Below are 25,756 nucleotides of genomic sequence, written 5' to 3'. Positions count from 1 at the left end.
TTAGCCCTCATGTAGAAAGGATCATGTATTCTATCTATGGATATTAATAATTTAATACCCGTGAAATCGCGAGAAGAATTAAGGATTTGGTTGCAGAACAATGGTAAGAGTGAACATTCTTGCTGGGTCTTGGTTAGTATGATGCCCACCCCGGATATATTGTTATATTTGGATGCGGTCGAGGAAGCGTTGTGCTTTGGTTGGATTGATGGAGTCAAAAAGAAAATTTCCGATAAGGAGCTGGCTCAGAGACTATCTCCTAGAAGTAAAAAAAGTTCATGGACAGAATTAAATAAAGAACGTGTTCGCCGCCTCGAACAGTCAGGGCTCATGAGAGACGAGGGTAGAAGGGTTCTTCCTGATATGGATCACAATTCTTTCAGGATAGATCAAGTCATAGAGCAAAGGCTAAAAGAGGATAAGCAAGTCCATGAGAACTTCATGGGATTTCCAGATCTATATAAGAGAGTTCGGATCGACACGATACAAAGCTATAAGAATCAACCAGAATTATTTAAAAGCAGATTAGACAAATTCATAACAAACACGAGAGATAATAAAATGTACGGACAATGGAACGATAATGGTCGTCTGCTAGATGATTAATTCCTTAAGCGAGGAAAGAGGCTATCCGACAATTACAGTACCTTGCAATAAACAGTAGCATGTGGTAAATTGTTAAAAAAGGATGTATTGGTTGATGCTCAGTACTGTTCATTGAATAGTACCTAAGCTTACCAGAAAGGAGTGTTCGTGCATTGAATGTACAATTTAAGAAAGGCGTCTTGGAGTTATGCGTGCTTGTATTACTTGATAAGCAAGACCGATATGGCTACGAGCTAGTTCAGAGGATTTCGGATCAGATTGAAATATCGGAAGGGTCGGTTTATCCACTATTACGAAGATTGACGAAGGAAGAGTACTTTACGACATATTTACAAGAATCATCAGAAGGACCACCGCGTAAGTATTACAAGTTGACTGATAAAGGGCGGGTATACCTTCACGAATTGTTGACAGAGTGGAATGAATTTGCTAATGGAGTCAATCAATTAATCGAGGAAGGTGTACGCAAATGAATAAAGGACAATTTTTAATGCAGTTGGAAGCTTCTCTAAAAAGGCTTTCTAAAGAGGAAAGACAAGATATTCTTCAAGATTACGAAGAGTACTTCGCAATAGGGATGGAACAGGGAAAGTTAGAGCAAGAAATCTCAGCATCCCTTGGGAACCCGAAACAAATTGCTAAGGAGCTACTCGCCTCCTACCATTTTGATAAGGTTGAACAAACAACTTCTGCCGGAAACATTTTCCGTGCAGTCTGGTCTTTGATTGGGTTGGGATTTTTTAATATCTTAATTGTCCTCGCACCCTTTTGTGTACTGTTATGTGTGGCAGTATCCGGATGGTTAGTATCTGTAGCATTCATTCTTTCACCACTCGCTGTTGTTATTAATCTATTTATGAGTCAATTTATATTATCTGATTTGTTCTTCTCACTTGCTCTTTGTGGGATTGGCATATTTATAGCAATGGGGATGCTCGTAGCCACAAAAGCTTTAACTAAAGGATTTATTCGCTATTTGAAATTTAACATTACTGTTGTGAAGGGTGGTTTGAAGCATGAGTAAAAAATTATCAATCCTTGCGTTGCTTCTATTATTAATTGGCGGTATAGGCAGTTTCATTACGTTTTCCCAAACCAATCGGGAAGAAATCACGACAGAGAAAACGGTAAACTCCGATATGGTGAAAGAGGTTCAGATTCAAGCGGACAATGCAACTGTAGAAGTTCTTCCGACTTCGGATACAGAGACTACAGTAGAGCTTGTAACAAAAGGTATAGATGTTTCTAAGTTGGATTTCACTGCCGAAGTGGACGGAAATAAGCTTACCATTAGATTAAAAGAACACAGTACCTTCAGCATTGGATTTAACATTCGATCATCTAAGTTATACGTATATGTCCCGCAAAAGTCATATGATTCCTTTATCGTCGATAATAAAAATGGGAAAACGAACATGTCTGAGCTAAAAATAAAGAATCTGAAAGTGGAAACGGATAATAGTCATATTGAGTTAGATCAGATCGTAGCAGAAAACATTGACTTGAAAAGTGCAAACGGTAGAGTGGATCTTAATGATGTGGAAGGAAATATCAAGGGTTCTTCAAATAATGGTAAAATAACAATCACTACAAAGGACTTAGATCGGAACATTCAATTAGAGAGCGACAATGGCAAAGTTACGATTATAACGGATAAAGAACCGACTAATACCGCCTTTAAGGTTTCATCTAACAACGGTAAAATAAATATTATCAATAAATATAAGGGGGATGCGGTCATTGGAAAAGGAGAAAATCTAGTGGATATAGAATCGAATAACGGCAATATTGAAGTGATCAAACAAAACTAAAATATCTCCTCTAGGTCGATAGTGGAATTTGCTCACACCGTAAGATGCATTTGAATCAGGTAGACTAATCATGTCCGATTTATGGGCATTCACACAGGCGCTCTCTCAGCAAAAGCATATGATGATTATGCCTACTAGTTGAAAGGAGTGACCACACATATGGGTTTATTTTCACCACCAGGACCTGGCGGAGGATTTCCGGGATTCCCAGGAGGACCTGGAGGACCTGGAGGATCTGGCATGCCGGTATTTCCGGGAGGACAGGGAGGGCCGGGGTTTCCAGGTGGATCTCCGGGAGGTGCACCAGGAGGCGCCCAAGCGCCAACAGCTCCTCCACCGCAGTTCGTACCACAAATGCAGACCACCACATTTGCTGTCGATCCCGGAGGAATCCGAGGCTGCCTATTCCGCAACACGTACATTTGGATGAACAATGGAGAGCAATTCTGGTTCTTCCCGGTTTTCGTTGGGCGTAATTCTGTTGCAGGGTTCAGATGGGTCGGTATATTCTGGGGATACTACGGAACTGATCTAAATCAGATTCGATCGTTCACCTGCTTCTAAGTGAGACAGCGAAGGGAACGGTCTGCGGACTGTTCTCTATAAAGGGCGAATCTCAATTTCACACAAAGAGTGAAACATAATTGGGTCTAAGACCGAAGCTACCGATATAAAGGTGGCTTTTTCTCATATATAGAGGTTTTCTGGGTTCAGAGATATGTATATAGCGAAAGACAATCGTATATTTTATGCTCTTTTGATTGCTATTTCCATTCAGATCGTTGGTGTATTTGCTTTAATTGCTACATTAGCTTGGCCGTTAAGTGCGGCTTCTGGCCGTATATTTGGTTTAGGCATTACAACACCATCGGCGAACATTTTACAGTACTTAGTATCAGGGAATATGGATTTCCTCAATTGGGGTGTGTTTTTAGTACTAGGTATTTTCTTAGGTTCCTTATTCGGTGCCAAAATGAGCGGCGTAGAAATGCGGGTGAGTTTTTTATTAGTCGAGAGAAACCCTCTGTATATTGAAAACGCCCCTCCGTTATTTGGCGGAAGGGGCCGGTTCAATTTATATTTAACCTATCTGGGGGCTGACTTGACTCCGTTTGCGGCAGAGCACTTCCCATTTATGAACCCGAGCTTCTCCGACATGAAGATGCCGACCCTGATAGTAGCAGGGGATCATGACCAATCCCAGCTGTCTAATCGGGGGCCGGACTGGTTCACCGACCCCTATTTCTTGAGTCCGGGCAGCAAGAGCCTGCTCACCCTCTTTGGGGCAGAACACACTCTTGGCGGAATTGCCGGGTATAACGTAGCAGAGACAACGGACGAGAATCCCGAACGAGTTGCTATGCTCCAGCAGCTCACATGTTCCTATCTTTGCAATGCACTCAATTTCAACGATTCTAGCTGGCTGGCAGCCCAGAAAGCTCTGGAGGAGGGTGCCAGTCCGTTAGGTCGCATCGAATCCAAGTAAGGGTCCAAGACACATGATCAAAGTGAATCAGGGGAGGACCATCCCGTAATAGGGCGGGCCTACACCGTTAGAGACAGCGGGCGAACCGCACCATAAGTAGGGCGAAAACAACAGGCACCTCAATAGGTGCCTGTTGTTTCTAAATGCCTCGGTAGTTGATTTATTATTTATCCAGTCTGTTTGCGTTTTTCTGGCTCATTGCTTTCCTAACGACGCCCGATTTCGTGCAGCGCCAATCAGCATGGGAATGGCAATTAGAAGGCTGATTATAACTGGAATAATAGAACCCTCGAGTCCAAAATCCCCCCCTGTGAGAAGTGCAGCACCGTTCACCTTTACAGTAAACAGACCGCTTGCTGCGTGCCCAGAAACGGGAATCCCAAGCAGACCCTCAATTGCATTCCAGGAAAAATGTAGTCCCATGGCAAACCACAGGTTCCGTCGCCACAAGAATGCAGCTCCAAGTAGAACCCCGGCTTCTAAGGTGATAGCAAACCCACTCCATAGCGTTGCTCCTGGATTTCCAAGATGGGCAACTCCAAAGAATAGTGAGGTCACAGCCAGCGCAATCCAGCTGTTCCCCAATTTCTGAATAGCTTGAAACATAAGCCCGCGAAAGATAAGTTCTTCAACAATGGCTGCCCCTAGAGCTGCTGTAATAGAAGGAATTATAACAGAGCCCGTATCCGCAGCACCCGCCCATTGAAGGGAATAACCTCCTGCAGCAACAATAATTAAAGTAGACACGATCATAAAGATTGCTCCGATTAGTAATCCCATGCCAGCTTCAATTCCTGCGTGTTTTCTTGATATCTCAGGAACTGATCGATGGGCGATGTATTTCATTGTTAGCCCATAGATGATGATGGCCACAACCCCAGCCGTTAGTGTTAAAAGAAGGGAGGCAAATCCCGCTGTTTGCTCTGCTAATGGCCGAAATAGTGCATCCACGAGAATAATGCCGATCGTCCCTACAATCATCCAGATGATTGGAAAGCTCATTATTGAACGCCATATACTTAATTTCTCACCAATTTGCTGCTTTTCTTTGTATACAGTCATTTTCTTCATGTCTTGCTTCAGCTCCTCTATCGCTTGATAGTTATGAGTATAGGCTGAAAAAGTCATATAGAGAGAGTGCGCTTTTGTCATGATTTACTCATATGACCATGCCAAAAGAAGCTGGCACCCATAGTAAGTGCCAGCTTCTTGGATATCGGCTTATTAGTGATCCATGATTCCTGAATCTCGGGCTTTACGGGCGGCCTCTCGTCTCCCCCTCACATTAAGCTTCGAATAAATCGTCGAGATGTAATTTTTAACTGTTCCTTCGCTAAGAAACAGCGCATCAGCTATATCTTGATTGCGCAAGCCAGAAGCCAGCTTATGTAGTACTTCTATTTCACGGGCGCTGAGTCCGTATTCATTACTTTTTGTGGTGGTGGTATTGTTCATATTTTTGATCATTTTACTTGCCATTTCCTGCGTGATTAAAGTCCCTCCCGCATGTACCACCCGTATGCCTGCAGCCAGATCCTTGGGATGGATGGCTTTGAGTAGATAACCTTCAGCCCCATGGCTTAGTGCTGCCAACACATATTCTACTTCTCGATAGGAGGTCAGCATGATAACTTTGATTAAAGGTATCCGCTCTTTAATGATGGCCGTTGCTGCAACCCCATCCATGACGGGCATATTGATATCCATCAGCACAATATCCGGCTGAAACTGCTCACAGCCTTCGATTGCTTCTTCCCCATTTTTGGCTAACCCGACAATTTCTAAATCCTCTTCCATGGACAGTACGATATGTAGACTCTCCAGAATTAATTCTTGGTCATCGGCAAGCAGCACTTTAATTTTTGCCATGCAGCATCGCTCCTTTCAGCGGAATTTCACATCTGACTTCGGTGATCGCTGCAGTTCCCACCATGGATGACACAAACAGGTGGCCACCCAGCCGCTCAACCCGATGTTTCATAGAGGTCAAGCCGAAGCCATATTCCAGCTTATCCATTGGTTTTCCATTATTTTGAATGGATAATTGCAGCATTGATTCGGAGAATCGAAACTCCAAATGCAGTTGAGACGCTTTCCCATGCTTTAATGCATTTGTAAAAGACTCCTGGATGACCCGAAGAATCGTTTGTCGCACTTCAAAACGGATCGGCTGCTCTGCCCCCAGCGTATTCAAAGTCACGATTGTTCCAGTGTGCTCCTGGAAGCTAGCCATAAGCGCCTCAACCTGTTGCATAAGAGTAGATTCTTCATCTTCTTCTCCCATCTCATGTACGATATTTCTCATGTCGTCCAGATTTTGCTCAGCCAATGTTCTTAAACGAATTAACCGATCTTTGACCTCGGCAGGTTTGCGATCCATAAGGGCTATGGAAGCATCAAGGCTCATAATGAGTGAGATAAAGGAGTGACCCAGTGTATCATGAAGCTCCTTGGACATGCGGTTGCGCTCTTCAAGCAAAGTTATCTTCTCAATCTGAGCGGCGTAGTGGGTTAACAGCTTATTTTGCTGCTCCACTTCGGTTACCAGTTCATTTTTCTGATAATATGCATTGGCTACGAAGCTTACCCATATACCGATGAAGCAGAATAACAGATTGTCTGCTCCGATACTAAGCGTTTGTTCCCAAGGTGATTTTAAGTGAGACTGAAGGATAAAAGGAACTAAAGTAACTGCGGGAATAACCCATAGCGTTTGCTTAGTCAATAAGTACCCCATTGTAAGACTAGGCAACAAGTAGTCTGCTCTTGAAGTCAGATCTGGATGGAAGACAGAATTCACATAGTAAGAACCGCCCAACAATAGCTCTAGTATGCAAAACCAGACTTTGTTCATCCGCCGACCAGGAAACCAGAATATCATAGGAACGATAAGTGCTGCCATCAGCCAGATGACGTTTAACAATGTATGGTTCGAAAGCTCACTTTCTGTGAAAAACCGGATAAACAACAAAATATAATGATAGAACCGAAGAGTAAATATGCCCCAATCCATGAAAGATAATATTTTTTTTATAACGTCATCTCACTTTACTAGTAAAATAAGTAAGTATCACTGAATCTAGTGTATCATTATAGCTTTCTTCCAACAATTTGCTACTATTTACGTTGATGATGCGGTAACTGGATTTCAAACACTGTCTTTTCATAAGGAGTACTGGTCAACATAATTGACCCACCATGGATGGTAATGATCTCTTTAACAATGGATAATCCGATGCCAAGTCCTTCGCCATTTCTGCTGCTATCAACACGGTAGAACCGCTCAAAAATATGCCCTTGATTCTGTAAAGAAATGCCACGGCCTTTATCGATAACCGTCATGAATATGGCATCATCATTTTCCGAAATCCCGATCTCAAGGTAATGACCATCTGAACCGTAACGGATCGCGTTATCGATTAGGTTTCTCAGTGCACGTTCGATTAGGGATGAATCAATCCAAGCTTCGATATCTTTGTCAGGGATATTTACTTCAATAGTGAAATTTAGCCCTTCTAAGAACATTAGGTAGTCTGCAGCAATTTTTCTCATGATTTCAGATAGATTATCCAATGTAACATGAATCTCTATATTGTCTTCATCCTGCCGAGCAATATCTAACAATTGATCCAATAGCTTATCCATATAACGAGAGCGTTGCAGCAAAACCTTTGCACCTGCCTGCAGCTCCTTCTCATCCTTATATAATCCAGTGCGAATCATTTCCGCGTATCCCAAAATCATCGTTAGTGGGGTGCGTAGATCATGGGAAAGATTAGACAGTAATAGTTTGCGTCTATTATCAAATTGCTTGATTTGTTCGGCTTGATTCTGGATACGGCGAGCCATCGCATTATAATGCGCAGTAAGTAGGGCAATTTCATCCTTTTTGGTGTCTTCAAGTACAGTGATTTCACTTTGGAGGTTAAGCTGTCCCATAGCATAATTGAGCTTATTGATGCGTTTGTTCATGGAAGAGAAGAACCTTAGAGATAGTAGATAGGGAATGATGAAAGCAACAATTAACGGTAACATAAAAACAGACAGAGCTTTAAAGGTACGCATGAAAAAGTAAAATTGGCCCTCTTTCATGGCGTCACTGGACAACCCCATGAGTAGATAATAGGGTTTGTCCTCTTGGCTAATAGAAAAAGTAAGTGTAACTGGATCATCGGTGCCCCATAGGGTCTCGGGCATATGAATCATACGATCTGCAAGTTGTTGAAAATTATAATGTTTCTTTTCCCCGAAGGTATCATAGATCGTCAAACCATCTGCTGCAATCCACTCAAAGCGAATATTAGGATGGCTTCGATGAGCATTATCTAGTATTGGTGTTATGTCTGCAGCATGAAAAGCTCGATGGTCTTCAACCGTATCAAGGATTTCTTGGGAGACGTTGTTCAGGCTTTTTAGATCATACCCCTGATTTCCTATATTCCCAATAACGATGCTTAGTGGAATAAACACAAGAATACTGATGGTTGCACTAATAAGCATAAGTAACCACAGCTTGGTTTGATTCTTCATTGTCCATCTCCTGAGAACCTATACCCGATTCCACGTATGCTATGAAGGTAATGAGGAGAACCCTCCGTTGGTTCAAGAATGTTACGTAGTTTGCTTATGAAAACACTCAAATTGTTGCCATCAAAGTTTTCATGATTCCATACCTGCTTGTAAATTTCCCTTTTGGTCAACACACGGTCTGGATTCTGCATGAACAATGCTAAAAGTCTGCATTCTACTGGGGTTACGGGAAAAGCCTTTCCATCATTTCGCAAAACATAATTGTCGATATCCAGCACTAATTTATTTAAGCGCAGAACCTTAGCAGGATAAGTAGATTGAGGGCGGTGTCTTCTTAACTGTGCTTGCACACGAGCAACCAATTCCATCGGGCTGAAGGGCTTAGTGACATAATCATCTGCACCTAATCCGAGTGTTAAGATTTTGTCCTGTATTTCACGTCTTGCACTGAGAGCAATAACTAATGGCCCAGCATTTGCCTCACGCAAATAGCGAAGCACCTCAAACCCGTTGCCATCATCCATCATGAGGTCCAGTATCATTAGTTCTATGGCGTGATTCTGTAAGTATTGAATAGCTTGGCGTCCTGACCCAGCTTCAATAACGGATAAGTCTGATTGTTCTAAATGTATTCGGATTAGCTGCCGAATTTCAGGCTCATCATCTACAATTAATATCTGATTGATCTTGAATCAGTCCTCCTACTTTAATGACATGAAACCAATCTGGTTTACGATCAAATCATAACAATAATAGATAGAAAAATATATATTCTATACGTTCAGCTCGTCTCAGGTTGTATTAGAGGTATATCTGATGTGGTCTAATTTATGTATGGATTCTTCCTAGTTTTATTCGAAAAAAATACATATTATTTTAAATCTTGATCTATATCAATTTAACATGACAAGGTTCAACCTATACTGAAATTAGCAAGAAGATAACTTACACTTTTAAGGGGGATTTACAATGACAATAACAACAACAACAACAACAACTTTCCAATTAGAACAACTTACTTGTCCTAGCTGTATTAAGAAAATCGAAACAGCATTAAATAACAAAGATGGCGTATCTGAGGTAAAAGTCCTCTTCACTTCAAGCAAGGTAAAAGTAAGTCACAATGAGAATATTGTTAATACTGCGGGTGTCGGTAAAGTCATCACCGACCTGGGCTTTCAAATTCTAAATTTTAAATAAGGGGGTATGCATCATGTCTAGAAAGAAGAAAGAAAGGGTTATAGTGATTTCTGGGCTGCTTATCGCTATATCTTTTCTACTGGAATTATGGAACGTGCTGGATTTATTCTCTAACATGCTCATGATTACAGCCGCGCTTAGCGCAGGGTATCCGATTATGAGGAATGCCATTCAAGCAATACGTTATCGCATATTAGGAATTGAAGCACTCGTTACGGTAGCTGTCATCGGGGCCATCATAATCCAGGAATACTGGGAGGCGGCAGCCGTCACCTTCCTATTCATATTCGGTTCATATCTAGAAGCGAGAACTATTGAAAAGACTCGTTCTTCATTGGAAACATTGATGGATTTGGCACCTACGACGTCCTCTGTCATGCGTGATGGGATAGAGGTTAAGTTATCACCTGATGAAGTGATCCAAGGAGACATTGTTCTAGTCCGTCCCGGTGAAAGCATTCCGGTGGATGGTACTATTCTCAAAGGAAAAGCTACGATCAACCAAGCAGCTATTACAGGAGAGTCCGTTCCAGTCAGTAGAGACAAGGATGCGAAAGTGTTCAGCGGAACGGTCATCGAGCATGGATATTTAGAAATTATTGCTGAGAAGGTCGGTGACGACACGACGTTTGCTCGTATTCTAAATATGGTTGAGGAAGCACAGGAATCGAAAGCACCAACGCAGAAATTCATTGAGAAATTCGCTCGTTACTATACTCCTGCTATTTTTATATTAGCTATTATCGTGTATGCCTTTACTAGAGATATTGAATTAACACTGACATTGTTAGTTATTGCTTGCCCGGGTGCCATGGTTATCTCTGCTCCGGTCTCTATCGTAGCTGGAATCGGGAACGGTGCAAAGAACGGTATTCTGTTTAAAGGTGGTGAGACGTTAGAAACGGCGGGGAAAGTTCAAGTGGTCGCTTTTGACAAAACAGGTACACTCACCATTGGTAAACCCCAGGTCACGCGACTCAAGATGTTTCACATGAACGAGGATGAGCTCCTGCAGATGATAGCCCGTGCAGAATATGCATCCGAGCACCATTTGGCTAGAGCCATCGTTGCGGAGGCTTCATCGAGATTCGCTTCTAAGATTATACCCGCAGAACAGTTCGAGGCGTTGCCCGGCAAAGGGGTAGCTGCCACGGTTGAAGGAATGAATCTATTTATCGGAAATCGAAGGTTAATGGCGGACCACAACATTCATTATGATCAGGAAGTAGCCAATTACGTATCTCAAGAGGAGAATAGGGCACAGACGGTCGTCTTTGTCGCGGATGATAAACGGGTGTTAGGGCTAATCTCTATTGCAGATGTATTACGGGATGATGCCTTTGAACTTGTTCATAACTTGAAAAAGTCTGGTGTTAAAAAGGTAGTCATGTTAACGGGTGATAACGAACGGACCGCAGCTGCGGTCTCGCATGAACTTGGAATTGATCAATATTACGCGGAACTGTTACCTGACGATAAGGTCAAGATATTACAAGAGCTGCAGAAGGAATTTATCGTTGCAATGATTGGTGATGGCGTGAATGATGCTCCCGCTCTAGCCATTGCCGATGTAGGAATTGCTATGGGCGGGTCAGGAACTGATGTCGCGATCGAGACAGCCGATGTTGTACTTATGTCAGATCGTCTAGTGAACCTTCCATACGCCTTGGGACTTAGCCATGCTACAATGAACAATATGAGGCAAAATATTTACTTCGCTGTAGTCATCGTCATGACTCTATTAATCGGTGTGTTAACTAGAAATGTATTTATGGCTTCCGGGATGCTCGTACATGAATTAAGTGTATTGCTAGTAATCATTAATGCGATTCGTCTAACACGCTACCAAGGCGTAAAGACTAGCCGACCTATATTATCGAACAAGAATAGAGGGATTCGTAATGGAATGCAATCATCATCAAGCAAGTAAATTGTATGTTGCGGGTCAGCAATCCCCAGCACTATGTATCAACAATGTACCTATTTTGGATGTTTTATCGCCTGATGAGAAGATAGAGGTCATGAACGTCTCTGTTAGCAAACAATATATAAAGGGTGAAGTTATTTTCTCTCCTGGTCATTCCTCAGCGAATTTATGGATAGTCCATCGGGGCAGTGTGAAGATATCTCGCTACTCCCCTTCGGGTAAGGAGCAGATTGTACGTATTCTTAGCCCCGGTGATTTCACTGGGGAGTTGTCTTTATTCAGTCATACGGTATTAACTAACACCGCCGAAGCATTGGAACCTACAGAAATTTGTCTAATTCAAGGCAAAGTCATCAATGATTTAATGTTGAGAACACCTCAGATTGCTATCAAGTTCCTTGAGAGGTATACAGAACGCATTGAAATGGCAGAAGATAAATTAGAGCAGCTTACTCTATATGATGTTGAGCAACGAATCGCAAAGACTTTACTGGTAATGTTGCACGATCAACAGAATGATCACCTCGAGGATAACGTGCTAATACTGCCCGTAAGTAAGAAAGACTTAGCAGTGATGATCGGAACAACGCAGGAAAGCCTAAGTCGCAAGCTTGCCTTGTTCCAGGAACAAGGGTGGATTAAGCTCGTAGGTCAACGCCAAATCAACATAGTAGACCATGAGAGTCTTAAACAATTGAATGAATAGAACATCTAATCAAGCAAACAAAGAACGCAACGGATTATATCAAATAAAATTAAGCGGACAATATCTACGTTAATCGAAATGTACGTTTTAAAGGATTATCGTAATTCCGGTATTGATGACGTGTGGCAATGGTTAGGCATCAGTGTGTCCGTTGTCGCAATCTCGTATATTGCGGCGATGATCTCTTATTATGTCATAGAGCAGCCATTTATCCATTGGTCAAAGGGCAAGCCGTTCTTTCAACTCAAGCGGATAGACACACACTCGGGTATATCGGTATAAGGTATTTCTCAAAAGGGTTTTGTAGCTCGCTGAACTTTGGGGCACACCGTTGAGGTGAAAAGTATCATAAGTGAATTTTAAAATAAAACAGCTGTATACCCTTTAGGTATACAGCTGTTCCGGCGTAACTCTCATATCTCCAGGAGCTCTATATCAGTAATATTATTTCGTTCCTAAAACAACATAGTCTCTCAGTTGAGTAAGATCCTCCGAGAGTGCAACATAATAGAGTTTATTAGAAGCCGTTGTGACCTCAAAGGTATGTGAAGCTACTGCGAATGCATCGGTAGAGATATACTTATAGGTTATGGATTTAATAGGTTCAGCTATATAACCTTTTTCTGTGATAAGATTCTGGACTTTTGCATAGGAGTCATCAAGAGTAAATTGTTCAGCAAATTGTTTGGGAGCAGAATCCAGTCGTTGAGATGAGAGTATTCTGGTTGAAGGTGCATCAATGTCGAAATTGTTGTCTATATCAGGACCACCAATGCATTTGCTGCGAATGAGTTCACCCGTACTTCCATCTATTTCAGCTAAAAATCGGTAGGAAGGTGTAATGTTTACATGGGCCTCCCACGTAGAATTAGGTCCACCAGTTTGAGGGAAATAGGACATTTGGAGCGTTTGGTTATTAAGTTTTTCGCCGGAAAATTTAAATATTTCTTGGGCAGCTATTTCAGCAGCTTCTTGTAAAGATAAATCTTTAGAACTAGGTGTTTTACTGTGAGTATCAGCGGAATAGATAGCCTCATAATTAGCTTTTACATACCCATCAGGAATTTGCCTATTCACTAAGTCAGAAAGTTCAGAGACATTGTAAGTAGTAGGGACTTTAGTGGTAGTTTCCAGATCACTAGCTATTATGGCTTGTGTGAAGATCAGGGAAGCGACACCTATAAAAGTAATAATTTTAACACCTTTGAAGCTGTCTTTTGCAAGATTTCTTGGAAGTAATGATTTTCGAGACATTGTATTGTCCTCCTTGTTATTCTTATTTAATGACAATTTAAAAATAACAAAAGAATATATAGGTAGTATTATTAAGTTGTAATAGAGTTGTAAAAAAAATGAAGAATGGCAACATTTAAGTTTTAATGTGAGATAATAAGGCGAAATATTAATACATTTTTAAATAGAATAGTATCTCTAAGTACATATTTCAAGTGTAAAAGGATATTAGTTGTTTAATAGGATGGGGTGAAAAGCATGGCAGATATTCTAATAGTAGAAGATGAAGAGGCAATTAATGAATTAATAAGGAGAAACCTAAGTTTGGTAGGGCATACCTGCTATTCGGCTATGGACGGTGAGACAGCCGTAGAAATGATAAAAAATAAAAGTTTTGATTTAATTGTATTAGACATTATGTTACCTAAAATGGATGGGTTTGAGGTTTTGGAACAAGTAAAAGGCATTCCTATTATTCTTTTAACGGCCAGAAGAAGCGTAGAGGATCGGGTAAAGGGGCTTGTCATGGGAGCAGATGATTATCTGACAAAACCCTTTGAAATGTTAGAACTTTTTGCAAGAGTAGAAGCTATATTAAGGCGAACCAAGAAGGATGAAGATACATTTGTATTAGATAATGTTAGGGTTGAATTTCATAGTAGAAGGCTTTTTTTGAAGGAGGAGGTAGTTGAATATACACCTAAGGAATTTGAGCTATTAGAGGTACTCATAAAAAATAGAAACATTGCTTTATCACGAGAGAAGCTTTTAGAGTTAGTATGGGGATATGAATACATAGGAGAAACAAGAACGGTGGATGTTCATATTCAGAAGCTTAGAAAAAAGTTGGGGTTGGAGAAGAGAATTGTAACCGTGTATAAACTAGGTTATCGGTTAGAGGTGTAGTATGAAAAATAAAACCTATATATGGACCTTGGTATTATTTCTGTTGTTTATTAATGTTGGGATTATGTTATTTAGTATTATCAATACAAAACATAACCTTTCAGGTATTAAGGAGAGCTATCTAAGAGAGCATTATTTTTTAGTGAATAGTATGACTAAAGACATAATGGCTATGAACAATAGAGGGTATGAAACAGATGAAGCTATCGCTCGTTCTTATGATTCGTATAAAATGCAATATGAAATTCAAAAAATATATTTACAGATTTATAAAGATAAGGTGAGTATGTATTCCAGTTTACCTATAGAAGTAACATTAACTAATAAAGATATAATTAAAGAAAAAGATATAACGGAGATCAATGTTGAGACACAAAATGGAAGGAAATACATACAAGTATCGGGGAATTTACCAGAACAGTATAGCCAATATACGTTAGTCTACTATGCAGACATAACAGATATAGTGAATAAATGGGAGAAGATGAATATCTCTTTATTTATTGCAAGTATCCTATTCTCCGGAGTTTTAAGTATATGCTTGTATATTTTATTAGAGTATCTTTTTGAACCGCTAGAAAGAATCTCAAGTATTTCAAATAAGATTGCAAATGGAGAATATAAAGAAAAGCTAGAGATTAAGGGTGGCAAAGAAATCGCAGAGGTTGTACAAAGTTTCAATACGATGGCGGATAAAATTCAATATCAGATGGAAGAGCTTGAGAACCATGCGAGAGAAAAGCAGCGATTGATCGATGATTTGGCGCATGAATTGAGAACGCCATTAACTGCGATCTATGGATATGCTGAATATATGCAGAAGGCGCATTTAAGTGAGGAAGATAAGTATGCTGCAACCAATTATATTTTATCAGAGAGTACACGGTTAAAGAATATTTCGGAAAGTTTATTGGAACTGGTAATCATACGTGAAGAAAAAGAAATAGTAATGGTATCCATTGATATAGAACAGTTGTTTGGAAAAATTCATCAAACCGAAAATATTAAGCTTAAAGAAAAAGAAATAGAATTAGTCTATTACAGTGAGTTAAAAGATTTAAAGGGAAATAAAGACTTAATAGAAAGTATGGTTCTGAACTTAGTAGATAATGCAATAAAGGCATGTAGCACACAAGGTAAGATTACGATGAGAGCTTATTTTGAAAAAGGGAAAAAAATTATTGAAGTAGAAGATAACGGAAAGGGAATGACAGAGAATCAGCTCCTTCAGGTGACAGAAGCATTTTATAGAGTAGATAAGGCAAGAAGTAGAAAAGAAGGGGGAAATGGATTGGGACTCGCATTATGTGCGCAGATTGCTAAGAAGCATCATGCAGAGTTATCCTTTTCTTCAAAGCCTAATGAGAATACAATAGCAAAGGTCACTTTTCAAGAAGGTTAACTTAAAGAGGTTAAGAACAAATATCGGCTATTTTGAAAATGGAGCTTGCCCTTAGGTAGAAAAATCTACTTTCGGGGAAAGCTCCCTTCTTGTGATTAATGGTCTAGCACGTCACTAACATTTACTCAATAAATATTCTAAAATTAGGTAATGTCCCAATTGACTTCAACAATCCTCCGTGATATATTGTGTATACACAATATACACAATTTTTATGAGGAGGTATGACATGCTGGCATTAAATATTCGGAACTTAAACAAGAAATACCCGAACTTTGAGTTAAAGGATATAACGTTTCAACTAGAGAAGGGCTATATTATGGGTTTCATCGGTGCCAATGGCGCGGGAAAAACGACCACCATCAAATCAATTCTGAATATGATTCATATCGACAGCGGTGAAGTACGTATTTTGGGAAAGGATATCGCCGAACATGAAATCGAATTAAAACAGGAGATTGGATGCGCCTTTGGTGGTACTGACTTCTATCCTCGCAGCAAGATAAAAATATTGACTGATATCATCAAGAAGTTCTACAAGAATTGGAATGATGAAACTTATTATAACTATCTGAGAAGATTCAAATTGGATGAAAACAAAAAAGTGGCTGAACTGTCGACGGGAATGAGGGTAAAGTACAGTTTGGCCATTGCCTTATCCCACGGCGCAAAGCTTCTCATCCTCGATGAACCGACAAGCGGGCTCGATCCAGCTGCAAGAGACGATCTGTTGGATATTTTTCAAGAACTCGTTATCGATGGCGAAATAAGCATTCTTTTCTCTACTCACATTACATCGGATTTAGAGAAATGCGCGGATTTCATAACTTTTATCAATAATGGGCAAGTCATCGCCAGTTCAGAGAAAAACGAACTTATGGAGTCCTATCGCTTACTGAGTGGCAACGAAAACCAACTAGACCAGGTGAAAGCAAAGATGATTTCCTATAAAGTTAACTCTTTTGGATTTACTGGATTGATTCATTCCGGAGACTTTGATTCTTCTTCCGATATTAGAGCAACCACGCCGAGTCTTGAGGAAATCATGATTTATTTTGCGAAAAGGGAGGATACGTATGTATAATTTAGTGATGAAGGATTTAAAAATAGGGATAAGTTCTATATTCCTGATCACACCTGCTATTTTAGGGTCCTTAATGCTTATTCCCGGATGGTTGTATTTCATTGTCATTCTATATTTCTGCTGGATCACGATACCGAATATATTTGGCCAATTTAGAGCGCAGAATGATTTGATGTTTACCTCGATGATGCCCGTCACCAAAAAAGACATCGTGAAAGCAAGGGTGTTTGTTATCGTCATCTTGGAATTATTGCATATCGTTATGGCTATGATATTTGGCATGATTAACCTCCGCTTATATCCGAATCTGGACAATATTTTTTTCGCACCGCACTTGGGATTCTGGGGGTTATGTTTCATCATGCTTGCGATCTTCAACGTAATCTTTATCCCGATGTATTACAAGACGGCATATAAATATGGCATCCCAGCGATTGTATCCATAACAGCCGCTATGCTGTTCGCCGGAGTTGCCCAATGGATTGGAGTCCAAAGTCATGTTGTGTCCGATATGTTCAATGGTTCCGGGGCCAATAATACAGGACTTCAAATCTCTATTCTGATCGGAGGAATCGTGATATTTATTGCATTGATCATGATTGCCTATCGGATGGCGGTTAAACGATTCCTAAAAGTGGAGATTCTATAAAATGAACGTATCTATCTCGAATACATCTGAGAAACCAATTTATCAACAGCTTTTCGAACAGATCAGCGCCCAGATCCTGAAAGGCAAATTAGAAAGCGCCTATTGTCTGCCACCCATTCGACAAGCAGCCCAAGAGCTTCGCGTTAGCGTCATCACTGTAAAGAAAGCTTGGGAAGAGCTCGAACGGAGTGGATTGATTAATACCGTAACAGGTAAAGGGTGTTTTGTAGCCGAGTTCTCTCCCGAGGAGATGCTGCGAATCCGGAACGAAATGATCTTAAAGCAAATGGAAAGCGACACATCCTACTACAAATCCTTTGGCCTCACCCTGGATGAAGTTATTGAGCTGTTGAAGAAGATTTATTAATACCGGAGTTGTTGACGATAAGTCTTCGTCCCCTTCAAGTAATCATTCGTAGAAAACCTCATGTATTAGCATGTGGATACGATGGTACTTGGAGGGGATTTTTTGTGTAGCGAAATAAAGAGCGCAATGAATTACTTGGTTTTTTATGATGTTTCAGGATACTACATAAATAATTACACATACTACAAAAAATTGCCTTAGAGGGCGGATTTCAATAACCATAAAGTACAGAAAGATCATATTTACCATTCCAGGTCTTTGTCCAAATCGTACAGATCGGAGGGAGGATTATTGAAAAATGAAGGTACAAACTAAATTCTCCAAGTCATTAAGTCAGAATATCGATCTCATTTGTGATTTCATGGGAAGCAGTTCGGATTTTATTGTTCGTAAAATGACAATCGGTAATAAACATGCTGCTCTTTTTTACTTAGACGGAATGACGGACATGCAGAAGATACAGGATAATGTGATTCGGCCGCTGCATGACCGTACCTCTTCAGATGAGATGATGACCTTAACATTTTTAAAGGATGATATTCTGGACGTCGGAGAAGCAAACTTCGTTCAGAGCTTTGAAGATGCGTTGGATCAGATCCTCTCTGGAAGCCTCCTCCTGTTATTGGACGGTATAGATGATGGATTGGGCATTCCCTTACCTGGATGGGAAGAACGTAGCATTACAGAATCGAAGACGCAGCCTGTTGTCAGAGGTCCACAAGAGTCGTTTACGGAAACTTTGAGTACGAATACGACAATGGTTCGCCGCAAGGTGAAGGATACAAGAGTACGAGTATGTACACTTAAAGTTGGGGAAAAGACAAAGACCGACATATCGGTCATGTATATACATGAGATCGCTGATCTGGATATGGTGCAGAATATGATATCCAGAATAAAGAACATGCTTATAGAAGGCGTGCTTGAGAGTGAATATCTAGAGGAATGCCTCCGTGGTAGGAAACAACTCTCCATCTTCCCAACCTTCTATAACTCTGATCGTCCTGACTCTATTGCTGCAGGTATTATGGAGGGGAAAATCGCGATATTTGTTGATGGAACGCCCTTCGTTCTTCTTGCGCCTGCAGTGTTTGTGGATTTCATACAATCCGCAGAAGATTATTATCAATCTTTTATTTATAGCAGTATCATTCGCATATTAAGGTATTTTTCACTATTTATATGTATGTTGGCACCGTCCATATATATTGCATTAACGACGTTCCATCAAGATATGATTCCAACGGTCCTGTTATTAAGCTTATCTGCGCAACGAGAAGGGGTCCCATTTCCGGCATTTGTTGAGGCGATGATCATGGAAGTCATTTTTGAAATTCTTAGAGAAGCAGGTCTTCGCATGCCGAGAACGGTTGGTCAGGCGGTTTCCATCGTTGGCTCAATTGTTATTGGACAGGCAGCCGTCGAAGCAAACATCGTCTCAGCTGTTATGGTCATTGTTGTTGCAATAACTGCTATTTCCAGCTTTGTTATCCCTTCATACACCATGGCCCTTCCAATCAGACTATTGCGATTTGGGTTCATGGGGTTGGCAGCTATGTTCGGAGTATATGGATTGACTGTTGGGATCATTATGCTCTTAGTCCATTTAAATGGGATAGATTCATTCGGTGTACCTTACTTGAGTCCCTTAGCTAATTACAATTCGTCGAAGCAAAGAGATGCTATATTACGTTTTCCATTTGGAAATAAAAGAGCCAAAAGTAAAAAATAAAGGAGTAAGGCATAATGAATCTGCACCGATCTACCATTATATCCGTGCTTATTTCCTCTTTCCTATTGGCTGTTCTTACCGGGTGCTGGAATAGTAAAGAATTGAACGAATTGTCGGTCGTCGTGGCTCTCGGCATCGATACCGTTGGTGATCAATATGAGATTAGTGTACAAGTGGTCGATCCATCGCAAATGTCAATGAACCGAACCATGGAACGCTCACCAACGATTGTGTTTTCAAAACGTGCCGATACCATATTTGAAGCTGTTCGAAAATTTACAACCGAATCATCCAGGAAAATGTATATGTCTCACTTAAAGTTTGTGATCTTCGATGAGGAAACTGCAAGAAAGGGTATTAAAGAATCTTTGGACTTCCTGTTTCGTGACCCTGAAGTACGCCCTGATTTCTATTTGGCTGTTGTCAGAGGCAATTCGGCTAAGGACGCTGTTACTTTTGTTGCTCCAACCGAGGTTTTGCCTGCAATGGATATGTATAAGGCATTAAAAGTGTCCGAAAAGGCATGGGCACCCACCTCCGCCGTCAATGTGAAGGATTTGTTGCAGCGGTTCGCCAAAGAAGGCATTGAACCTGTTCTAACCGGCATACGACTGAGAAATCTGGAGAAAGGTCTAAGTATTGAGAATGTGAAAAGTTCACCTAAACATACAAGTTACGAATTTACCGGTATTGGTGTCTTTCAGAAGGATCGACTTATCGGTTGGATGGATGAATCCAAAAGTAAGGCGTTCACCTATATAACGAACCGTGTCTCTAGTACAGTAGGCTCGATCGATTGTCCGGATTCCAAGGGGAAATTTGCCGTTGAAGTAATCAATTCTAAGGTAAAGATACATCCAGAAGTAATAGATCATGAACCTCATATTTCCCTATTTGTAAATATGGAATCCAATATCGGAGAGGTTGCCTGCAATGCGAACTTGAAGGATGGTAGGGTATTTAAAGATTTTCAAGATGCAGTTAGAGAGCAGCAGGAACAGATCTTGAAGGAAGGCGTTCGGAATGCACAACAAATGGGTTCCGATATATTCGGGTTTGGAGAAGCCTTTCATCGGAAGTTCCCTCGTGAATGGCATACATGGAAAGATGACTGGGGGAAGAGATTTCAAAAAATCGAGGTGGATGTCCATATCCAATATCGTCTAAACCGTGTCGGGAAAATCATGAGTCCGATGGATACGGAACACAATCAGGAGTGAATGTAAATGCTATATGTGATTCTTGCAGTCTCCATCCTAGCATCATTATACGAGCTAAAAAAATTGAAGGATCAACATTACGTACGTGAAGTGGTGATTAGCTTAGTATTATTGACTATAGGTTCAATATTGACCTTACTGCATATCTTCAACATTGAGCTCCCAAGTCCACTAATGGTTATCCAGTTCCTGTTCCAACCCATAAGTGAGTTATTGTATAAATATAATATGTAAGGGAGATTTGGAATGAATACCAACTTAACTTTTCGGCAAGCCATTACGTGGTTTGCACTGTATCAAATAGGAAGCTCATATCTAGTGTTGCCGTCTATAATTACCACTGCGGCTAAACAGGATGCTTGGATTTCGATTCCACTCTCCCTAGGATTTCATCTGTTATTGATACCTTTATATACAACCATCGCTAGGCAAATGAATGGAAAATCTTTCGTGGGATATCTCCGTGGTCTCTTCGGATCCTTGGGCGGAACAATGATAGCTACCCTTTTTATTTTTTTATTTCCCTTTCTTGAGTTCATCATGACGCTTCGAAATCTAGGTGACTTTATCACCACATCTATTATGCCGGAGACTCCCTATGAAGCCATATATGTCATCATGCTTATCGTGATTTTTTACGCCGTACGTTCGGGTCCTGTTGTGATTGGTCGGTGTGCAGAAATATTGTTTTTTTTGCTTTTGATTCTGTATATATTCGTGAGGGTAACTCTTATTCCTGAAACAGAGCTACATAATTTGCTCCCTATGTTTGAGTATGGTTTTAAACCTATCTTTAATGCATCATTTTATTTGTTTGCCTTTCCCTTTTTAGAAGCGATTTTGTTTCTCTTTTTTGTTCAGCACATCCCTGATCCGAAAAAGTGGAGAAAGTCAGTAATAACAAGTGCTTTGATTAGCGCTAGCATGTACTTTCTCATGGTTCTGCAAATGATTGCAGTGATGAGTGAAGGAGTTGTGGCAAATTTAACGTATCCCACTTATTTTATTGACCGAACAATCAGTATCGGGGAGTTTCTTCAACGGTTTGAAATTGGCGTTGCCGTATTCTGGTTTGTTACCATCTTTTTTCGCCTTGCCTTCCTACTATACATTTCAGCACAAGGACTTGCAGATGCCTTCCATCTTCGACAGTCGAACAGTCTTTTAATTCCTCTAATACTAATCGCGTTGGCCATGGCCCATTATATTTGGCCTAACATCTCATATATAAGTGAGTTTAATTCCGTATGGCCTTTTTATGCGATGATGTTCGGTATCGTCTTTCCTATAGTACTATGGCTGGTTGGCAAGTTAAGAGGTCAGTTAGGAAAAACGTAACCATCATAAGCTCTTCAAAATTGGACATAATCTTAATACAGTCAACTTGACGACATGAGGGGTGAATTCAACAATGTTTGATGTGGGTGATTTGATTATATATTCAGGACATGGCGTTTGCCGAATAGATAACATAAGCGTAAAAACCATAGAGGGTGAATCAAAGCACTATTACGAATTACATCCACTTAACGGGGCAAAGTTAAAAATCAGTATTCCAGTAGATAGTAAATCCGTCCTTATGCTAGATCTCATTGAAAGGAACGAAGCGGAGAAAATTATTGAATCCTTTCGATTGCCGGGTATACAGTGGATCGATAAAAATAACGAACGACATCAAACGTATGCCAATATCGTATCAAAAGGAAATCGAAAAGAGATTGCTAAAGTTGCTAATACATTACTCCGTAAAAAGCATCAAGTAGAATTGAACAATAAAAAGTTTGGTACATATGACCAAGTTTTGTTAACTTCTATCGAGAGTATATTGTTTAAAGAGATGGCTATCTCATTGGAAACAACTTTCGAATCCATATCAGAACAGGTTAATCATATCATTATGGAGAATCAGTAAACTTTAAGGACAATCATAGGATTCTCTTACATGGCATCTAAGCTAACATTTGAATTGATTCAAGCGTTAACCTTAGGATTAACGCTTTTTTAGCGTTTCTAAAGAAAAAATCAAAGGATTGTCACAAAATACAACAATTAAGCATATGTGATCCGAAATCCTAAAGCGCAGTTCGTTCAACCTATCACTTGCTGTAACTATGTTTTCTTCTTTGACATTGTTAAATTTATACTATATTGTGCATATGCACAATAATATTCATTGGAATATCAATTGTTTAAGGTCAGTAATAGAAATATAATGAAAACGTATTCAAGATAGTAAACAGAAGCCCTAAAGGGGTAATAGAACTACTCACTACAACACATGTAAGTAAATGTGGATGAATAAGACCTACATTGTGAATAAACTTACAATGTCTGTGGTGATTACTCATATTGGCTCAATGGGGTTACAAAACAATTCAAAATCATGATTACCCTAAGGAGGAGTTAAGATGGCATTGGAAATTAGCTGGATTGGCGCTTTAGCTGGACTAGCATTAGCTATCGTATTAATTTTGTTTAAACTGGCACCGACGTATGCGTTGATTCTAGGAGCTATTGTTGGTGGATTTATTGGAGGGGCTAATTTCTCAGAGGTCATTAGTATCCTCATTTCTGGAACACAAAGTGTACAAGGTACCGTTATACGGATTATCGCAGCCGGCGTATTTGCGGGTGTAATGATGGAATCTGGATCAGCGGGAACCATCGCGAAATTTATTGTTGATAAACTCGGTGGAACGAAAGCCATGCTGTCGCTTGCATTGGCTACTATGGTTATTACGGCTGTAGGGGTATTTATTCCAGTAGCTGTATTGATTGTTGCACCAATCGCATTGTCCGTAGGTCATAAAATGGGATATTCCAAGATCGCCTTGCTAGTGGCTTTATCTGGTGGTGGTAAAGCGGGTAACATCATTTCTCCTAACCCGAATACCATTGCAGCGGCAGGTGGATTTCAACTCGATGTTAACCAAGTAATGATTGGTGGACTAGTCCCAGCTATTTGCGGATTAGTAGTTGCGGTTATTATTGCATCATTAATTAAATTTAAAGGCACTAAAGTAACAGAGCTTGAAGCTGCGGAATTGGAAAAGAGCAGTAACACGAATCTACCACCTTTATCTAAAGCTCTAGTAGCTCCTGTAATTGCTATTGTTCTTTTGATGATTAGTCCGGTTGGATCGATATTAGGCGTTGGTTTCCTCGCAGATTTAAAAATAGACTCTTTGTTTATTCTACCCTTTGCCGGTATAGTTGGCTCCGTGGCATTAGGTAAGACCAAAGAAATAGTGAATTATTGTTCGGCAGGATTACATCGAATGACACCAACGATTCTGATCATTATTGGTGCAGGTGCCATTGGCGGATTGATTACAGCGTCAACCCTTCCAGCAGAAGTTGTTGCTCTTGTAGAAGCAACAGGTATTTCCGGTGTCTTCCTTGCACCTATAGCAGGTATATTGATGGCAGGAGCAACAGCATCCACTTCAACAGGTGTGATCTTGGCTACAGGCTCATTCTCAACTGCGATATTAAATACAGGGGTTGCGCCTCTATCAGCTGCAGTTATGACCCATGCGGGTGCTACGGTAATTGACAGTTTACCACATGGAACTTACTTCCACGTAACACGTAATGCGATGGGCATGAGTATGAAGGACCGAATGAAGGTTGTCCTGTATGAAGGTATGGTCGGTATAACGATGACAATAATAGCAATTGTTCTTTTCGGATTTATCTTATAAAGGAAATGGGGAATCATCATGAGTAAAGTATTTCTGTTAGCTCCTGATTCGTTTAAAGAAAGTATGACAGCAAAAGAAGTATGTGAAGCTATGGAGATAGGTATAAAAAGAGCTATTCCAGACGCAACATGTATTCATGTTCCTATGGCTGATGGCGGTGAAGGTACAGTCCAATCATTAGTAGATGCAACAGGCGGCACCTTGATACAAAAAGAAGTGACAGGTCCTCTTGGTATACCGGTTCTTGCTCATTATGGCATTTTGGGAGACGGCAAAACAGGCGTGATTGAAATGGCATCTGCTAGTGGCATTCATCATGTTACGCAGGAAACCAAAAACCCATTAGTTACGACAACCTTAGGAACGGGTGAATTAATTAAGGATTGTATTGAAAAGGGTATTACGGATATCATCCTAGGCATTGGGGGAAGTGCTACGAATGATGGAGGGGCCGGAATGGCTAAAGCTCTGGGTTATAAATTCCTAGACAAACAAGGAAACGAGCTACAGTTGCTTGGTGGAGGAAGTCTATCTGGGTTGGACTCGATCGATACAACTAATGTGCTTCCGCAATTAAAAAATATTAACATCTTGGTAGCTTCAGATGTAACTAATCCTTTGTGCGGAGAACGAGGTGCATCGGTTGTCTTTGGTCCACAAAAGGGTGCCACTCCTGAAATGGTTGCAGTATTGGATGAGAATCTAAGACATTATAGCAACGTAATTAAACAGCAACTTGGAAAAGATATTGTCGATGTACCAGGTGCAGGCGGTGCAGGTGGTCTTGGCGGTGGCCTGATTGCTTTCACCAACGCTACAATGAAAAAGGGAATTGAAATTGTAATCGAATATACAGGATTGAAAGAGAAGCTGCAAAATATAGATTACTGCTTCACAGGAGAAGGCGGTATCGATTTTCAGACGAAATTCGGTAAAGCACCTTACGGCGTAGCTAAGGCAGCTAAAAGCGTTAACAGTGATATCAAGGTGATCGCCTTGGCAGGATATGTGGGCCAAGATGTAGAGGTCTTGTATGATGAAGGATTTGACTCCATCTTTGGAATTGTACATGGAGCCGCAGATATTAGTACCTTATTGGCAAAAGGTAAGGAAAATGTTGCTCGTACATCTGAGAGCATTGCCAGATTGTTGAAATAAGAATGTAAGAGGATGTCCCAAAAGCAACATGGGAC

The 25,756-nt window shown here is 40.5% G+C and carries 26 protein-coding genes and 2 pseudogenes; 21 read left to right on the top strand and 7 right to left on the bottom strand.

Annotated features, from left to right (window positions below; genetic code table 11):
* Positions 1–36: 36 nt before the first annotated feature.
* The 6 genes and pseudogenes from AC1D7X_RS09680 to AC1D7X_RS09655 form a co-directional block, all read left to right on the top strand.
* Positions 37–606, top strand: a complete 570-nt coding sequence (locus AC1D7X_RS09680) for a YdeI/OmpD-associated family protein (protein WP_495456586.1) — start codon at positions 37–39, stop codon at positions 604–606.
* Positions 607–758: 152 nt separating this feature from the next.
* On the top strand, positions 759–1,079 hold the full coding sequence (locus AC1D7X_RS09675) for a PadR family transcriptional regulator (protein WP_495456585.1): 321 nt from the start codon (positions 759–761) through the stop codon (positions 1,077–1,079).
* On the top strand, positions 1,076–1,630 hold the full coding sequence (locus AC1D7X_RS09670; protein WP_495456584.1) for a DUF1700 domain-containing protein: 555 nt from the start codon (positions 1,076–1,078) through the stop codon (positions 1,628–1,630). The genes AC1D7X_RS09675 and AC1D7X_RS09670 overlap by 4 nt, the downstream gene beginning before the upstream one ends.
* Positions 1,623–2,417, top strand: coding sequence for a DUF4097 family beta strand repeat-containing protein (locus tag AC1D7X_RS09665; protein ID WP_495475101.1), 795 nt, complete (start codon positions 1,623–1,625; stop codon positions 2,415–2,417). The genes AC1D7X_RS09670 and AC1D7X_RS09665 overlap by 8 nt, the downstream gene beginning before the upstream one ends.
* 159 nt (positions 2,418–2,576) lie before the next feature.
* Positions 2,577–2,981, top strand: coding sequence for a collagen-like protein (locus AC1D7X_RS09660; protein WP_495475100.1), 405 nt, complete (start codon positions 2,577–2,579; stop codon positions 2,979–2,981).
* Between the two features lie 232 nt (positions 2,982–3,213).
* Positions 3,214–3,396, top strand: a pseudogene (locus AC1D7X_RS09655) (YeeE/YedE thiosulfate transporter family protein); the annotation flags it as partial.
* Between the two features lie 702 nt (positions 3,397–4,098).
* On the opposite strand, the gene AC1D7X_RS09650 reads toward AC1D7X_RS09655, so the two are convergent.
* The 6 genes and pseudogenes from AC1D7X_RS09650 to AC1D7X_RS09625 all read right to left on the bottom strand — a co-directional run.
* Positions 4,099–5,055 (bottom strand): CPBP family intramembrane glutamic endopeptidase, encoded by a 957-nt coding sequence (locus tag AC1D7X_RS09650; protein ID WP_495456581.1) that lies wholly within the window; start codon positions 5,053–5,055, stop codon positions 4,099–4,101.
* A gap of 72 nt (positions 5,056–5,127) precedes the next feature.
* Complete coding sequence (locus tag AC1D7X_RS09645; RefSeq protein WP_495456580.1) at positions 5,128–5,772, bottom strand: response regulator transcription factor; 645 nt, start codon at positions 5,770–5,772, stop codon at positions 5,128–5,130.
* Complete coding sequence (locus tag AC1D7X_RS09640) at positions 5,759–6,703, bottom strand: sensor histidine kinase (protein WP_495475099.1); 945 nt, start codon at positions 6,701–6,703, stop codon at positions 5,759–5,761. The genes AC1D7X_RS09645 and AC1D7X_RS09640 overlap by 14 nt, the downstream gene beginning before the upstream one ends.
* 317 nt (positions 6,704–7,020) lie before the next feature.
* On the bottom strand, positions 7,021–8,433 hold the full coding sequence (locus tag AC1D7X_RS09635; protein ID WP_495456578.1) for a HAMP domain-containing sensor histidine kinase: 1,413 nt from the start codon (positions 8,431–8,433) through the stop codon (positions 7,021–7,023).
* The gene (locus AC1D7X_RS09630; protein WP_495456653.1) at positions 8,430–8,711 is read right to left on the bottom strand and encodes a winged helix-turn-helix domain-containing protein; all 282 of its coding nucleotides are present in this window, start codon (positions 8,709–8,711) and stop codon (positions 8,430–8,432) included. The genes AC1D7X_RS09635 and AC1D7X_RS09630 overlap by 4 nt, the downstream gene beginning before the upstream one ends.
* 44 nt (positions 8,712–8,755) lie before the next feature.
* Positions 8,756–9,065: pseudogene (locus AC1D7X_RS09625) on the bottom strand (response regulator transcription factor); the annotation flags it as partial.
* Between the two features lie 337 nt (positions 9,066–9,402).
* Between AC1D7X_RS09625 and AC1D7X_RS09620 the strand changes: the two are divergent.
* The 3 genes from AC1D7X_RS09620 to AC1D7X_RS09610 are packed head-to-tail and all read left to right on the top strand — an operon-like array spanning position 9,403 to position 12,266.
* Positions 9,403–9,633 (top strand): heavy-metal-associated domain-containing protein, encoded by a 231-nt coding sequence (locus AC1D7X_RS09620; protein ID WP_495475098.1) that lies wholly within the window; start codon positions 9,403–9,405, stop codon positions 9,631–9,633.
* Between the two features lie 13 nt (positions 9,634–9,646).
* On the top strand, positions 9,647–11,563 hold the full coding sequence (locus AC1D7X_RS09615) for a heavy metal translocating P-type ATPase (protein WP_495475097.1): 1,917 nt from the start codon (positions 9,647–9,649) through the stop codon (positions 11,561–11,563).
* Entirely contained in the window at positions 11,535–12,266 is a 732-nt protein-coding gene (locus tag AC1D7X_RS09610) for a Crp/Fnr family transcriptional regulator (RefSeq protein WP_495456575.1), read from the top strand. The genes AC1D7X_RS09615 and AC1D7X_RS09610 overlap by 29 nt, the downstream gene beginning before the upstream one ends.
* Before the next feature lie 444 nt (positions 12,267–12,710).
* On the opposite strand, the gene AC1D7X_RS09605 is transcribed toward AC1D7X_RS09610, so the two are convergent.
* Positions 12,711–13,520, bottom strand: coding sequence for a hypothetical protein (locus AC1D7X_RS09605; protein ID WP_495456573.1), 810 nt, complete (start codon positions 13,518–13,520; stop codon positions 12,711–12,713).
* Positions 13,521–13,757: 237 nt separating this feature from the next.
* On the opposite strand from AC1D7X_RS09605, the gene AC1D7X_RS09600 reads away from it, so the two are divergent.
* The 12 genes from AC1D7X_RS09600 to AC1D7X_RS09545 all read left to right on the top strand — a co-directional run bounded on the left by AC1D7X_RS09600 (position 13,758) and on the right by AC1D7X_RS09545 (position 25,721).
* Positions 13,758–14,405, top strand: coding sequence for a response regulator transcription factor (locus AC1D7X_RS09600; protein WP_495456572.1), 648 nt, complete (start codon positions 13,758–13,760; stop codon positions 14,403–14,405).
* A gap of 1 nt (position 14,406) precedes the next feature.
* Positions 14,407–15,807, top strand: coding sequence for a sensor histidine kinase (locus AC1D7X_RS09595; protein ID WP_495475096.1), 1,401 nt, complete (start codon positions 14,407–14,409; stop codon positions 15,805–15,807).
* Positions 15,808–16,036: 229 nt separating this feature from the next.
* Entirely contained in the window at positions 16,037–16,891 is an 855-nt protein-coding gene (locus AC1D7X_RS09590; protein WP_495456570.1) for an ABC transporter ATP-binding protein, read from the top strand.
* Complete coding sequence (locus tag AC1D7X_RS09585) at positions 16,884–17,540, top strand: ABC-2 transporter permease (RefSeq protein ID WP_495456569.1); 657 nt, start codon at positions 16,884–16,886, stop codon at positions 17,538–17,540. Before AC1D7X_RS09590 ends, AC1D7X_RS09585 begins: the two co-directional genes overlap by 8 nt.
* Position 17,541: 1 nt before the next feature.
* Positions 17,542–17,907: a GntR family transcriptional regulator gene (locus tag AC1D7X_RS09580; protein ID WP_495456568.1), complete on the top strand. Its 366-nt coding sequence runs from the start codon at positions 17,542–17,544 to the stop codon at positions 17,905–17,907.
* Between the two features lie 298 nt (positions 17,908–18,205).
* A complete protein-coding gene (locus tag AC1D7X_RS09575) occupies positions 18,206–19,639 on the top strand; it encodes a spore germination protein (protein ID WP_495456567.1) in 1,434 nt (477 codons plus the stop codon).
* 14 nt (positions 19,640–19,653) lie between these two features.
* Positions 19,654–20,859 carry a Ger(x)C family spore germination protein gene (locus tag AC1D7X_RS09570; protein WP_495456566.1) on the top strand — a complete coding sequence of 402 codons (1,206 nt, stop codon included), beginning with the start codon at positions 19,654–19,656 and terminating at the stop codon, positions 20,857–20,859.
* A 6-nt stretch (positions 20,860–20,865) separates the two neighbouring features.
* Positions 20,866–21,093 carry a hypothetical protein gene (locus AC1D7X_RS09565; protein ID WP_495456565.1) on the top strand — a complete coding sequence of 76 codons (228 nt, stop codon included), beginning with the start codon at positions 20,866–20,868 and terminating at the stop codon, positions 21,091–21,093.
* A 12-nt stretch (positions 21,094–21,105) separates the two neighbouring features.
* A complete protein-coding gene (locus AC1D7X_RS09560; RefSeq protein ID WP_495456564.1) occupies positions 21,106–22,197 on the top strand; it encodes a GerAB/ArcD/ProY family transporter in 1,092 nt (363 codons plus the stop codon).
* Between the two features lie 73 nt (positions 22,198–22,270).
* Positions 22,271–22,771, top strand: coding sequence for a CarD family transcriptional regulator (locus AC1D7X_RS09555; protein ID WP_495475095.1), 501 nt, complete (start codon positions 22,271–22,273; stop codon positions 22,769–22,771).
* 496 nt (positions 22,772–23,267) lie between these two features.
* The gene (locus tag AC1D7X_RS09550) at positions 23,268–24,563 is read left to right on the top strand and encodes a GntP family permease (protein WP_495456562.1); all 1,296 of its coding nucleotides are present in this window, start codon (positions 23,268–23,270) and stop codon (positions 24,561–24,563) included.
* Between the two features lie 18 nt (positions 24,564–24,581).
* Complete coding sequence (locus AC1D7X_RS09545) at positions 24,582–25,721, top strand: glycerate kinase family protein (protein WP_495456561.1); 1,140 nt, start codon at positions 24,582–24,584, stop codon at positions 25,719–25,721.
* Positions 25,722–25,756: the final 35 nt, after the last annotated feature.

This window comes from Paenibacillus sp. Y568 (genome assembly GCF_059445545.1).
The sequence above is the reverse complement of the archived record's forward strand: the minus strand, read 5'-3'. Positions and strand labels throughout refer to the sequence as shown.

Coding starts and splice junctions, on each gene's coding strand:
- AC1D7X_RS09545 (WP_495456561.1), top strand. CDS start 24,582: ATGAGTAAAGTATTTCTGTTAGCTCCTGATTCGTTTAAAGAAAGTATG.
- AC1D7X_RS09585 (WP_495456569.1), top strand. CDS start 16,884: ATGTATAATTTAGTGATGAAGGATTTAAAAATAGGGATAAGTTCTATA.
- AC1D7X_RS09560 (WP_495456564.1), top strand. CDS start 21,106: ATGAATACCAACTTAACTTTTCGGCAAGCCATTACGTGGTTTGCACTG.
- AC1D7X_RS09555 (WP_495475095.1), top strand. CDS start 22,271: ATGTTTGATGTGGGTGATTTGATTATATATTCAGGACATGGCGTTTGC.
- AC1D7X_RS09600 (WP_495456572.1), top strand. CDS start 13,758: ATGGCAGATATTCTAATAGTAGAAGATGAAGAGGCAATTAATGAATTA.
- AC1D7X_RS09620 (WP_495475098.1), top strand. CDS start 9,403: ATGACAATAACAACAACAACAACAACAACTTTCCAATTAGAACAACTT.
- AC1D7X_RS09590 (WP_495456570.1), top strand. CDS start 16,037: ATGCTGGCATTAAATATTCGGAACTTAAACAAGAAATACCCGAACTTT.
- AC1D7X_RS09570 (WP_495456566.1), top strand. CDS start 19,654: ATGAATCTGCACCGATCTACCATTATATCCGTGCTTATTTCCTCTTTC.
- AC1D7X_RS09670 (WP_495456584.1), top strand. CDS start 1,076: ATGAATAAAGGACAATTTTTAATGCAGTTGGAAGCTTCTCTAAAAAGG.
- AC1D7X_RS09575 (WP_495456567.1), top strand. CDS start 18,206: ATGAAGGTACAAACTAAATTCTCCAAGTCATTAAGTCAGAATATCGAT.
- AC1D7X_RS09650 (WP_495456581.1), bottom strand. CDS start 5,055: ATGACAAAAGCGCACTCTCTCTATATGACTTTTTCAGCCTATACTCAT.
- AC1D7X_RS09665 (WP_495475101.1), top strand. CDS start 1,623: ATGAGTAAAAAATTATCAATCCTTGCGTTGCTTCTATTATTAATTGGC.
- AC1D7X_RS09610 (WP_495456575.1), top strand. CDS start 11,535: ATGGAATGCAATCATCATCAAGCAAGTAAATTGTATGTTGCGGGTCAG.
- AC1D7X_RS09635 (WP_495456578.1), bottom strand. CDS start 8,433: ATGAAGAATCAAACCAAGCTGTGGTTACTTATGCTTATTAGTGCAACC.
- AC1D7X_RS09595 (WP_495475096.1), top strand. CDS start 14,407: ATGAAAAATAAAACCTATATATGGACCTTGGTATTATTTCTGTTGTTT.
- AC1D7X_RS09615 (WP_495475097.1), top strand. CDS start 9,647: ATGTCTAGAAAGAAGAAAGAAAGGGTTATAGTGATTTCTGGGCTGCTT.
- AC1D7X_RS09680 (WP_495456586.1), top strand. CDS start 37: ATGGATATTAATAATTTAATACCCGTGAAATCGCGAGAAGAATTAAGG.
- AC1D7X_RS09645 (WP_495456580.1), bottom strand. CDS start 5,772: ATGGCAAAAATTAAAGTGCTGCTTGCCGATGACCAAGAATTAATTCTG.
- AC1D7X_RS09580 (WP_495456568.1), top strand. CDS start 17,542: ATGAACGTATCTATCTCGAATACATCTGAGAAACCAATTTATCAACAG.
- AC1D7X_RS09565 (WP_495456565.1), top strand. CDS start 20,866: ATGCTATATGTGATTCTTGCAGTCTCCATCCTAGCATCATTATACGAG.
- AC1D7X_RS09605 (WP_495456573.1), bottom strand. CDS start 13,520: ATGTCTCGAAAATCATTACTTCCAAGAAATCTTGCAAAAGACAGCTTC.
- AC1D7X_RS09660 (WP_495475100.1), top strand. CDS start 2,577: ATGGGTTTATTTTCACCACCAGGACCTGGCGGAGGATTTCCGGGATTC.
- AC1D7X_RS09550 (WP_495456562.1), top strand. CDS start 23,268: ATGGCATTGGAAATTAGCTGGATTGGCGCTTTAGCTGGACTAGCATTA.